10 protein-coding genes and 1 riboswitch are annotated in these 11,702 nt (G+C 48.4%); of the genes, 7 read left to right on the forward strand and 3 right to left on the reverse strand.

Annotated features, from left to right (window positions below; all coding sequences use genetic code 11):
- Positions 1-27 precede the first annotated feature (27 nt).
- Both AB7S66_RS04320 and AB7S66_RS04325 read left to right on the forward strand, forming a co-directional pair.
- Positions 28-1,188: a cysteine desulfurase family protein gene (locus AB7S66_RS04320; protein WP_428518237.1), complete on the forward strand. Its 1,161-nt coding sequence runs from the start codon at positions 28-30 to the stop codon at positions 1,186-1,188.
- The gene (locus AB7S66_RS04325; protein WP_428518238.1) at positions 1,185-1,793 is read left to right on the forward strand and encodes an iron-sulfur cluster assembly scaffold protein; all 609 of its coding nucleotides are present in this window, start codon (positions 1,185-1,187) and stop codon (positions 1,791-1,793) included. Before AB7S66_RS04320 ends, AB7S66_RS04325 begins: the two co-directional genes overlap by 4 nt.
- A gap of 64 nt (positions 1,794-1,857) precedes the next feature.
- Here AB7S66_RS04325 and AB7S66_RS04330 read toward each other — a convergent pair whose 3' ends face one another.
- Positions 1,858-3,351: a tagaturonate epimerase family protein gene (locus tag AB7S66_RS04330; RefSeq protein ID WP_428518239.1), complete on the reverse strand. Its 1,494-nt coding sequence runs from the start codon at positions 3,349-3,351 to the stop codon at positions 1,858-1,860.
- A gap of 18 nt (positions 3,352-3,369) precedes the next feature.
- A complete protein-coding gene (locus tag AB7S66_RS04335; RefSeq protein WP_428518240.1) occupies positions 3,370-5,055 on the reverse strand; it encodes a nucleoside kinase in 1,686 nt (561 codons plus the stop codon).
- 133 nt (positions 5,056-5,188) lie between these two features.
- Between AB7S66_RS04335 and AB7S66_RS04340 the strand changes: the two genes are divergently transcribed.
- Complete coding sequence (locus AB7S66_RS04340; protein WP_428518241.1) at positions 5,189-6,925, forward strand: aldehyde ferredoxin oxidoreductase N-terminal domain-containing protein; 1,737 nt, start codon at positions 5,189-5,191, stop codon at positions 6,923-6,925.
- Here the strand turns inward: AB7S66_RS04340 and AB7S66_RS04345 are convergent.
- Entirely contained in the window at positions 6,898-7,443 is a 546-nt protein-coding gene (locus AB7S66_RS04345; RefSeq protein ID WP_428518242.1) for a YfcE family phosphodiesterase, read from the reverse strand. The two genes, AB7S66_RS04340 and AB7S66_RS04345, sit on opposite strands and share 28 nt — an antisense overlap.
- 112 nt (positions 7,444-7,555) lie before the next feature.
- On the opposite strand from AB7S66_RS04345, the gene AB7S66_RS04350 reads away from it, so the two are divergent.
- The 4 genes from AB7S66_RS04350 to ribD all read left to right on the forward strand — a co-directional run.
- Positions 7,556-8,482 (forward strand): alpha/beta hydrolase, encoded by a 927-nt coding sequence (locus tag AB7S66_RS04350; protein WP_428518243.1) that lies wholly within the window; start codon positions 7,556-7,558, stop codon positions 8,480-8,482.
- A gap of 2 nt (positions 8,483-8,484) precedes the next feature.
- Complete coding sequence (locus tag AB7S66_RS04355) at positions 8,485-9,726, forward strand: YihY/virulence factor BrkB family protein (RefSeq protein ID WP_428518244.1); 1,242 nt, start codon at positions 8,485-8,487, stop codon at positions 9,724-9,726.
- Positions 9,727-9,779: 53 nt separating this feature from the next.
- Positions 9,780-10,244 (forward strand): hypothetical protein, encoded by a 465-nt coding sequence (locus AB7S66_RS04360; RefSeq protein WP_428518245.1) that lies wholly within the window; start codon positions 9,780-9,782, stop codon positions 10,242-10,244.
- A 474-nt stretch (positions 10,245-10,718) separates the two neighbouring features.
- Positions 10,719-10,848, forward strand: a riboswitch (FMN riboswitch).
- Positions 10,849-10,944: 96 nt separating this feature from the next.
- On the forward strand, positions 10,945-11,702 hold a 758-nt coding region (ribD, locus tag AB7S66_RS04365), incomplete at its 3' end, for a bifunctional diaminohydroxyphosphoribosylaminopyrimidine deaminase/5-amino-6-(5-phosphoribosylamino)uracil reductase RibD (RefSeq protein WP_428518246.1).

Raw genomic sequence — 11,702 nt, forward strand, 5'->3', positions numbered from 1 at the left:
TCACTATCGTTTTCTATGAGGTTAATTATGGAACAGAAAACCATTTACTTGGATAATAATGCGACCACACCCATGCATGAGGATGTAATCGAGGCTGTACACCAGGCCAATGTCCTCTTTGGGAATGCGTCGAGCATGCATAGCTATGGTCGTGAAGCCGCCATGGCGATAGAAGAAAGCAGGAAAGCACTTGCCTCCTTGATTGATTGCAATCCATCTTCGATTGTATTCACCAGCGGGGCCAGTGAATCGAACAATACCGTATTCAATATCTTTCGTGAGCGTATCGACCTGGGATCGAAACGAAACAGAATTGTAACCACAACCATTGAACACCCTTCAATCAACGAGTTGGTGAAGTATCTGAGGAATCTTGGATATAGAGTTGATGAGTGTCCCGTTGATGGAAGTGGACGGGTAGACCCCGAAGTGATGAAAACCTATCTGGACGAGGATGTCGCCCTTGTCTCTGTCATGGCAGGGAACAATGAGATTGGTACCATCCAGCCAGTGAAGGAAATCGCCGGACTTGCCCATGAGGTTGGGGCATATATGCATACCGATGCAACACAGGCGATCGGTAAAATTCCTGTCTCCATGCAATCTTGGGATGTCGATTATCTCAGCCTTTCTGGACATAAGTTCTATGGCCCGAAAGGTATTGGGGTATTGGCGGTAAAGCCAAAAGCACCATATACCCCTCTGGTCCATGGAGGCCATCAAGAGGGAGGGAAGCGCGCAGGAACCTACAATACGGCAGCTATTGTTGGCATTGGGGTTGCCGCCACCCTTGCTGAACGTGATCTTGAGGAAGAGAGCAAGAAACTTTGGACTCTCAGGGAGATGTTAAGAGTGGGCATTGAGGAGCGTATTCCCAATGTTGTGGTGAACGGGAATCAAGAGCACTGCCTTCCCGGGACCCTCGATGTATCATTCCCCCATGCAGAAGGGGAATCGATACTGCTCTATCTCGACATGGAAGGAATAATGGTTTCCACAGGGAGTGCCTGCGCAAGTGGGTCGCTTGAACCCAGTTACGTGTTACTGGCCTCCGGAGTGGATATCGAGTTGGCCCACGGCTCAATACGGTTCAGTTTTGGAAGGTATAACACTGAAGAAGATGTTGCCTATGTACTGGAGAAACTACCGCCGATTATCAAGCGTTTAAGGGAGATGTCCACACGATGACCAACTTTATGAGTCAATGGGTCTACACCCCGGTGGTGAAAGACCATTTTATGAATCCCAGGAATACCTGGAAGGAAGAAGAAAATTTCCAGGCTGATGGAATCGGTGAAGTCGGTTCCTTGGCCTGTGGCGACCAGATGCAGGTTTTGATCAAGGTCGAGAATGATACAATAGCTGACTTGAGGTGGCTTACCTATGGGTGTGCCTCGGCAATCGCGAGCACCTCCATGATGAGTGAGATGGCAATTGGGATGAATCTGGAGGAAGCTTACAACCTCTCCCCCAATATGATCACCGAAGCACTCGGTGGACTCCCTGAGCATAAGTTCCACTGTTCCGTTCTGGGTGACAAAGCACTTCGGGCGGCAATTGATGACTATCTTGAGAAAGCGGGACGTGACAATCCTTTCAAGAGTAATGTGGCGAAAACCATCTGTGAGTGCAAGGGAGTTACCGATTTGCAGATTGAGGATCTCGTGAAGCGAGGAGAAGCAAAGACGCTTGAACAGCTGCAGGAGATTACCGAGTTTGGTACGGTCTGTGGCAAATGCAAGCAACAGGTCAGTGATCTGTTTGATGAGCTCAAGCACATCTATAACGTATAAGGACCTATCCACACATACACATGAAAAGGCGGCCCAGCGGCCGCCTTCTCTCTGAATATCTTGTTTACTTCTTGAACCCAAGTAAGGAAAGATGTCTGCTTATATGTGTATCGAGTAATTGCTTGTAATGCTCTTCTTCCCTGGAGATCAAGCTGAAGAAGGCATCCTTGAACAGTTTCTTTCCTTTTTCATCCTCATCCTCAAGCAGATACCCGTAGGTGATATGAAGCAACTGCCGGGCATTGTCATCATCGAGGTAGGAGGGTAGGTCCTCGTCTTTCATTGACTCCAAATCCTGTATTTTCTCCAGGTCAGTGGTAACATGATAGAAGGCTTTCGCATCGTCAAAACGTCTGAGTGCATGTGCGTGCATCCTCCGATAGAGAGCAGGATCCTTCTGGGCGACCAGGCGAACCGCTTCAAGCCAATTGGTACCCGCTGTCTTGACATGGAAGCTTCCCTTGATCGTCCGGGCTAGGATCGGGAAAATGGAGAATTTGTCACTGCCTGAGTGGATACTGAGTCGGTAGCGGTACTGCTTTGCGATAGCAACATGCAAGGCCAGTTGCCTTTCGAACTCAGCAGTGTCCCCGATGTAGTCTATGCCCTTCTGGAATTGCCCTACAAACCGCGGAGCAAGGGTGGAGATACGTACATGCCGTCGCTTGAATTCCATGGCAATGAAAAGATGGCTCCTTGGGTCGGTTGGGGTGTCAGTCTCATCAATGGAAATCTCAAAGTCTATCGGTCGCTCTGAGTGCAATATATGCTGTTCATAAATGATCTGTATGAAATCGAGCGCTCTATGGTAAGTCAGGATATCACGTCTCAACGTGGGGAGGTCAAGCTTCAGTGTTAATGTTCCAACCGTATATTCCTGGTCTGCATACAAACCCTCATATACCTTCCGTATCTCACTGTCCAATGCTTCATAGCGTGCAAGAAGTTCCTGATCGTCCAGGTTCTGGATGGTGGGATCTATCTGTTCTGAAGAGTCCAGGGTGATCATGGTAGCACCATCCTCCAGGGCTTTCTTGATCTCCTCACTTTTTTTCAAGTGGTCACCATCGGCCCCAAAACCATAGGTATACCCCTCTTGGAATACTGCATAGGAAGCGGCATCAATCACATCATTGAAGGTCCTGTTGGTGAAGTTCAACTCCCTGATGCTCTGTTGTGCAAAAATTGGGAAAACCGAGGTGCCTTCCAATGCCCTGATATGTCCAGGGGTGGCCAAGCCGAGGCGGTCTCCCAACCCAATGGATGGTCGTTTGGTTGTGTTTGCAACCGGATGCGTAAACGGCAGATAGGTATTCAAGACCAGGCGATTCTCATGGTTCAGTGGACAAATTTTGCAATTCTGCTCTGCCTCTCCTTCCAGTTCATCGAATATCGGACCAGAACCAGAGGCAATGAGATGCCGGTTCTCTCCTGCCTTGATCATGGCAATCGTACAACTGCCAAGGTTGGTGCGTGATTTTTCATATACAAATACCTGGCTCTTCAGCCGACTCTCAAGATGCGGAATATTCAATGTACGTTCCTCATAGATTTCCATGTAGGTTCTCCTATCTACTCAAATAACCCCGAATTCACTTCCCCCAATGAACTCCCTGAGTAAGGAGTCCTCGGGTACCAAGGTATCGGGAATCGGATTGACATGCTCCAAGAACCTGAGCAATCTTCTCGCTGTCTCATAGGCAGCCCCTGCTGAGGGTTTTACCATCTTCAACAACGGTTGTGCGTAGGTGGTGAGTACCCCTAGTTCATAGTCCAATGCACTATTGATCATGACATTGGCATTGTTCTGGTACGGGAAGATGTATTTGTTTTCTCCCCGTTCGACTGAAGGCCACATATGCAAGGTGGCTGTTGCATCTGTTCCACGGGTTCTGTTGTCACGGATTATGCGTCGTATGATCCGGTTGTCCGTGGTGCTGATTCGGTTATGGTCATCGAGATTCAGTTGGGTCAAGGCCGAGATGTAGACCCTGAAGAGCAACTCCTTATCCAAGCTCTCCGTCAGCTTGGGATTCATCCCATGAATTCCCTCAATGATCAAGATGGTCCGCTTATCCAAATGTACGGGTTGCTCCTCATAGGTACGGGTAAGTGTCCTGAAATCATACAGGGGAAGATGTACTTCCTTCTTTGCAAAGAGATTTGCCAAATCCTCTTGGAACCGGGCAACATCAAGTGCCTCAAGAGCTTCAAGATCAGGCTTTCCTTCTTCATCTTTTGGTGCTTGATCTGGAGGAAGATAGTAGTTGTCCAACGATATCTTGATGGTTTTTTTACCCAGGACCTGTAATTGAATTGACAGCTTATGGGCAAACGTGGTCTTCCCAGATGAGGAAGGCCCAGCGATAAGAACTGCTTTTACACTGCTATGGAGGTGTATCTGGTCTGCAATGTTCGCAATCTTTTTTTGTTGCAATGCTTCAGCAAGTCGGATGAAGGACTCAACGGTGTTCTGGTTGCCCATCTGATTCAGCTGGCCCAACGACTGAACATTGAGAATGGATCCCCAAGCCTTGTACTCACGGTAGATGGAGAAAAGCAGGGGATTGTCGACGAAAGGGTCAAGCCCAAGGATATTGTGTGAACGCGGATAACGCAGAAGCATCCCACGCTCCTGGTACGGCTTGAGCTCCCAGACCTGCATCAGGCCTGTCTTGCTGAGCAAAGGTTCGTATGAGACGTCCATATAGCCCTGCAATCGATAGAGATTCACCTTTGGGTCGTTGCGTGTGGAGAGTAGGGCGGCAGTCTGTTCATGGTGGTTGTTTTCAAAGTATGAGAGTGCTTTCTCATAGGGGAGCAGGACCTCCTCAATGGGGAGGTTCTGCTCAACCAGGGAGTACATCGCCTTCTCGATTGCTTTGATATCTGCATTGTTGAGGGTAAGGTCATCATCAAAACTGAAATAATACCCATCACCAAGAGAGTGCCCTATAACCAGTCTCCGGTTGGGGTAGAGCATGGAGACAGCGGCACAGAGAAGGTAGCAGAGGGAGTGTCGGTACATCCTTTTCCCCATATCTCCAAAAAGTCGCACCGGTTCTAGAGTGCAATCTGCAACCAAGGACCTCGAGCAAGAGTGGAGTTCATGGTTCACCAAGGCTCCAATATACGGGTTTTCTCTATAGGCCTGTTCTTTGCATGATTCGACCACTTTTGCCTCAACCAAGGCCTCCTCTACGGTGGCTCCGGTGGGGAGTTCCAGATGTTGTTGTTTGATGGTTACGGTAATGCTCTTCATGTTGTTATCATACAAGGTGGTCTGCCCGTAAACAAGAGTAAAGCGTTTTTGTCGGGTTTGTGCTATACTACTGTTTCAGTCCAGGGAATGATTCTGGATTGACAGCCGACTGGGAGGTAGGTACCTTTTGTACATGAGGAAGAAGCTTCATCTGGCGTTTCCCTATCGCCAACGTTTCATACTACATATAGATTTGGAATCAGAAACATATACAAGCATACCGATGGAAGAGGAAGATGCGAAGCGCTACCTCGGGGGGAGATTGCTTGCCCTGATGCTCTGGGACCGTTTTGCAGAATATGACCAGCTCGGGAAGGAGTGCTATGAGCGGGGTAATCCTGTGGTATTTGCACCTGGTGCGGCAGTCGACATACCACTGAGCTACTGCAACTCCTTCACCGTGGTAACCAAGAGTCCTGTCACTGGAGCTCTGTCAGTCTCCAGCGAAACTTCTTCTCTCGCAGAGGCCATTGTAGGTTGTGGGTATGCTGCATTGGTGATAACCGGCCGTAGCAGAAAGTTGTGCAGCTTTTCCATTGCTGATGGGGAAGTTACCTTCAGCGATGCTGAGATGTATCATAATCTCACCACAATTGAGGTTGCAAAGAAAGTAGGGAAAGAGCACATGGTTGTCATAGGCCCTGCAGGGGAACACTTTGTGCCCTTTGCCTCACTCTATGCAAACAACCAGAATATAACCCAAGGCGGGGTCGGTTGTGTCTGCGGGATGAAGAATATCAAGTTTTTTGCGTTGTCTCCCCATAGCCATGGCAGGGAAGCCTATGATTCCCATAGATTGGGTCTCCTGAACCAATCCTATCTGAAGGACCTTGGAAAGACCAGAATGGGAAAGGCAATAGCCCAGGAGGGGTCAATCGCCTTGCTTTCCAAAGCAAACCATCATGGATGGGCTGCAATTGATACATATTCCACGCGTGTTGATGGTAGGCTTTGGGGACTATGTACCCGCAGTGTGCCGAAAGGGACACCTCTTGACGATCCCTCATTTCCAATATGCCAGGGCCATGCACCTCTGGATTTGGAAAGTGCAATGGCACTGGGTTCCAATCTGGAACTTTTTGACAGCAGAAGTGTACAACAGGTTGCCCACCGCTGTCTGGAAAATGGTCTTGAAGTGGTGAGTACCGGTGCAGTGCTTGCTTGGGCAAGAGCATGTCGAAGGGAAGGAAAACTTGGCTTCCTTCCCGACCTGCAGCGTTCAACAGCGGTACTCTATCTTCGCCTTCTTGATGCGATTGCCTATAGAAGAGGATCTGGGGAGCAACTGGGTATCGGGCTCAGCGAATTGGTGAATCAGTATGGGGGATCAGAGCATGCTTTCATGGTTGATGGATTACCCTTGCCTCCTTATGATTATCGTGCACTCCCGGTGCAAGCTCTGCTTGTAGCCATTGGAAGGAGAAGTGTGGTACTGGGAGAACTTTTATGGGGAAATCACTACCACAGGGGAAGGGAGCGCCGCCTTGTTTCCTGGGCCCTGTATACACAGAAGCTCTCCTATGCCTGTGAAAGTGTTGGTTTGTGTCCTTGGGTTATGCTTCCTGCGTTCAATCATCGACTCTTTCACTTCCCGCATTTCTCATTTGCAAGAAAGAACTTCTCAAGGTTGGCCTTATTGGCCTCACTGGGAGAGGGATATGAGATCAGTGCACATGCCATGCGCTCCTATGGGGAAGAGGCTCTGCATCTGCAAGCAGCCCTTGATGATGGACTCCTGCATCGCGAGGGTCGCTATGGCTCGCTCCCTGACCAGCTCTTGGTCAATGGGAAGAGCAATTTTCGCTCAGCCCAGGTTGTTCCCTTGGCTCGGCTGCTTGATGCTTACTGGTCGGCCCTAGGAAGAAAATAGAATTGAAAACCGGCAATTGGTTGGTCATCAGTAAGTGAGCGTATATTGATTCCCTCTTCATCCAATAGAGCGAAGGTAGGACCGAGGGGTGTTCTTGGGTAGGTTGTTGACCCAGGGTTCACCCAGATGACCCCATCCTCTCCCTTCTGGAGTCTTGGTATGTGGGTATGACCGCTGATAAAAATGTCCCCTGCTTTCAGATTCTGACCAAGAGGAGAGTGAATCCTGTCCCCGTGGGTCATGAATATGGTCCGTCCCTGCCATTCAATGCGTCTATTCTGGGGAGGTAGGGGTATTCCTGCATCGCTGAAGTCATAGCTGCTGTCACAGTTGCCCCTTACCAGGAATAGTTGTGGGATATTCCTGAGTAGTATCTGGAAATGTGAGTGACCAGAGGGACAGAGATCACCTGCAATCAAGATCGATGCTGCTTGGTGCTCACGTGCCCGTTGCTCAAGAAGAGTGAGTGCGTCAATCGAGCCATGTATATCGCTGGCAAGCAAGAGAGTATTGGACATGAAATCTCCTGATTTTTCTTGGCTAAAGTCAAATGCTTCTTGTGATGTATGAATAATACTGGTAGTATAATACGAGAATTATATAAAAAAATATATAGGGAAGGAGGCTCAAATGGCTACCATCCGTGAGCTGTCTTGCAGCGATGGAAAACGCGTAATGTATCGCGTATGGGTTCCAGAGGGGTCACAGGTTGAGGCTGTTCTTCTCATTCTTCATGGTATGGCTGAACATAGCCAACGATATGATGAATTTGCCACATTTCTGAATTCCAAGGGAATTGCCGTCTATGCCCCTGATCATCGAGGGCATGGAGAGACTGTGAAAAGGGATGGAGAGACCCCTGGTTGGTTTGCCGAGCGTGATGGTTGGCAGCGAGTGGTGAAAGATGCCTATGAGTTGACGAATATCATCCTAGCTGAATATCCCAGTCACAGTCTTTTCTTGCTTGGCCATAGCATGGGTTCTTTTCTCGCAAGAAGTCTCATGGTGCAATACTCTGACCTTTTTGATGGTGTGATACTCATGGGTACGGGTGCTTCCCAAGGATTGCTTGGAAAGATTGGCAAGATGATTGCCCGCAGTCATGTCAGCAAACATGGTTCAAAGCATCCCGATACACAATTGGATAAGATGAGCTTTGGCGCATACAACAAGAAGATTCCTGATGCAAAGACATCATTCGATTGGTTGAGTCGGGATGAAGAACAAGTAGCGAAGTATATAGAGGATCCCTTGTGTGGATTTGTCTGTACCTCGGGTTTCTTTGCTGACTTGTTGGATGGGGTGGAGATTGCCAATGATGCTGAGATGGCGAAGAAGCTTCCCTCTGATCTCTCTCTCTTGATCATCAGTGGGAGTGAGGATCCAGTAGGAGGTTTCTCCAAGGGAGTACGTAAGGTATACGAGTTCTACCGTAGTTGTGGCATCTCTGACATCACCCTGAATTTGGTTGAAGGCGCAAGGCATGAATTATTGCAGGAAACCAATAGGGACCAAACGGCACAATACCTCTATTCCTGGATGAAGCAGAGGCTGTGACCATGTCTTATAAAAGTACCGTTCAGCAGAATCTCAAGCGGCTGAGTGCATTTTTCTCAGCCGTATTTAGACAGGCCATGAAAGATAACTTTCTCAACTCTGCTTCGGGATTGGTCTACTCCACACTCTTGGCAATTGTTCCTGCTGCAACCTTTCTCTTCACTATCTTCAATGCTTTTGGTGTTATGGAACCGTTGGTGAACTTTCTCTCCCAGTGGTTCGCGGAGCTGGCAGGAGAGGAGGCAGGTGGGCAGCTGATGATCCTCTTGACCCAATACACTCGTAATGCGACCAGTCTGGGAGTTGTGGGGCTTATATCCTTCCTGATTACCATGGTCCTCTTGATCAACAAGGTATGGAGTATAATCAACCGGATATACCGCTCAAGCAGAAGTCGGAACGCCCTGAAACGATTTGCAGGCTATATTTCATTCCTGATCGTAGCAACCTTGTTGCTTGCAGCGTATGTAAGTGCACAATCCATTCTTACTTCCTGGTACCTCAATCTGATTGGTGTGACTTTGGGCCGATGGTCTGTTGTTGTCACTTCCATTGCCCCGAGCCTCATCTTGGCCTTGGTTATTTTCATGCTCATATACCTTGTTCCCAATACAAGGGTCCGTTTCGATTCAGCAATTTTTGGGAGCATTGCAGGGTTGTTGGTGATCAATATATTCAGCAAGCTGACCTCCTTGTTGACATCAATGGCGAGCAGGTTCTCTGTCATCTATGGATCATTTGCAGCCATCTTCCTGTTTTTGTTCTTCTGTTATGTTTTTTGGGCAACAGTCTTCTTCAGTGTGGAGCTTGCCTATGTGCACCAGTTCAAGCCAGATGTTTCCAGTTTCCGTGGGTTGCCCCAAAGCCCAGCACTGCAGTTATCTGAAGGGACCAACATCATGATGCTCATTGGGAGCAACTTTCGTGAAGGGAAGGGTGCTACCTCCACCAAGGAGTTGCTTGACCGCCTCGCGATTCCCTACAATCGGTTGCAGGGTTTCCTGGGACTCCTGACTAAACTGGAGTTCATCACCCCCACCAACAACAGTCAAACCAGTTATATCCCCAAGCAACCGCTTGATACCCTTCGTCTCCAGGACTTGGTAAGAGGGTTGTATGGTATGGAAACCATCGATGAGGTTGAGCACGATACTGCCGGTGAGGCGGTAGCTGGGCAGGTCCAGGATAAGGGCGTTGCTGCGTTGGGGAATCTTACAATTGAACAACTGTTGCAAAGAATCTAGAGAGTGCTTGCCTCTTTCCAGCAACAAAGGATACTCTCTATGAGGAGGCTCCCATGAACCTAGATGCTACTATCCAGCCCATGATTGATCCCCTTATCTGGCACACCTTTCCAGATGAGAGAGATGGTATCATGCCTGATGAAATATGGAAGTGCGGTCCCTTGGTCTGCACCTTGCTCAAGAATCCCGCATGCAGGAATGGTGAGCAACTTGTTTCCATCCCTTACTCGATGATAGTGAAGAGAGATGGAGCTATTATCTTGGCTGTTTCTCTTGAAAAGGAAGACCTCAGAGCGCTCTCCTATACGATGGGAATATCCTTGAGGGAGTTGCAGGACGAGTACCAGACCAAAGGGAATTTCTCAGAGCTCAGGGGTTTTGTGTACTCTGACAGTACCCGTGAGGACCAGGGAATCTATGATGGGGATATGGACTTGCAAAGCATCAGGATTTTCTTCCTGGAAACAGTCTGTGATACCTTTGATATCCTCTCTGAACCGGTGCAGATTACCAAATAAGAAATACTGATTGCAACAAGAAGAGAGAGGAGTTGGGGTACTCCTCTCTCAGTGCTGTCCTCACGCAAATGTAACATTTTAAGTGAGAGTGATATCCTGAACCTCCGTCAATTCTGACTCCACTGCAACATCGCTGTAGGTAGTTTCATCAATAACGGTATATACTTCCTCTTCATCAACACCAACGATGATCAGATCATAGGTTCCTGCTGCCAGGAATGGAATGGTTTAGCTACCGTCATCGATATGTACAGATGCACTTAGTGACAGCCCCTCCAAGGGGGATGAATCCATCATCCTTTCTCTCATCCGGTGCTTCGCTCCCGGTATACCCATCCGGTTACATCCAAGAGGCCTATCATTGAATTTGGATGAAAGGATGTATTGTTATAAGCTTGGCTATAGGACTGTTGACACCATAAAGTGAAATGTATATGGTTAGACAAACGCAGCTATACGTATGGTTGTGTACTATAAGTTCTTCAGGGTTAGGTGTAATTCCTTACCGGCGGTAGGCAGTAATACTGCAAGCCCGCGAGCCCCTTGGGTTGATTCGGTCAAATTCCGAAGCCGACAGTTAAAGTCTGGATGGAAGAAGAATTGAAATACAATGTCCCAGGAATGTTTTCTGGCACATGGTGTTTTTCTTTTTATCCATGCAATGCAAATACCTTGAAGGATTGACTTCAAGGGGATGTACATGGAAAGCGATTTACAATACATGACTCGGGCTCTTGAGATTGCCGAATGGGGTAGCGGTGCGACACGCCCAAATCCTTTGGTCGGTGCAGTCCTGGTAAAGCAAGGGAAGATCATCGGGGAAGGATACCATCAAGCATACGGAGGTCCCCATGCTGAGATATATGCACTTCGTGAAGCAGGAGTGGAAGCAGAGGGAAGTACCCTCTATGTGACGCTGGAACCATGCTCTCATCATGGAAAGACCCCTCCCTGTGCCGAAGCCATCGCCAAGGCAAATGTCAAAAAGGTTGTTTGTGCCATTTCTGATCCCAACCCCTTGGTGCAGGGCAAAGGCCTTGCCTACCTACAGGAACAAGGCATTGAGACCTCCTGCGGGCTCTCAGCTGAACAAGCGAGAAAGCAGAATGAGATATTTCTTCATTTCATCACGACGAAAACTCCCTTTGTATTACTGAAAACAGCGATGAGTCTTGATGGCAAGATTGCTACCAAGACAGGAGAGAGCCGCTGGATCACCTCTGGACAGTCGCGTTCATATGTGCATCGATTAAGAAACAGGTATGCAGCAATTATGGTTGGGATCGGTACCGTCTTGGCGGATGATCCTGTTCTGACCACGCGCATGGAGGGAAGGAATGGTCACAATCCTTTACGGATTGTAATGGACAGTCGCGCACGGACACCACTCAATTCCCGTTTGATCAGGACAATAGATGAGGCTCCGGTGATGATTGTTACCTCTGAAAAGGCACTTCC

This window comes from Sphaerochaeta sp. (assembly GCF_050178175.1).
Lineage (GTDB): Bacteria > Spirochaetota > Spirochaetia > Sphaerochaetales > Sphaerochaetaceae > Sphaerochaeta.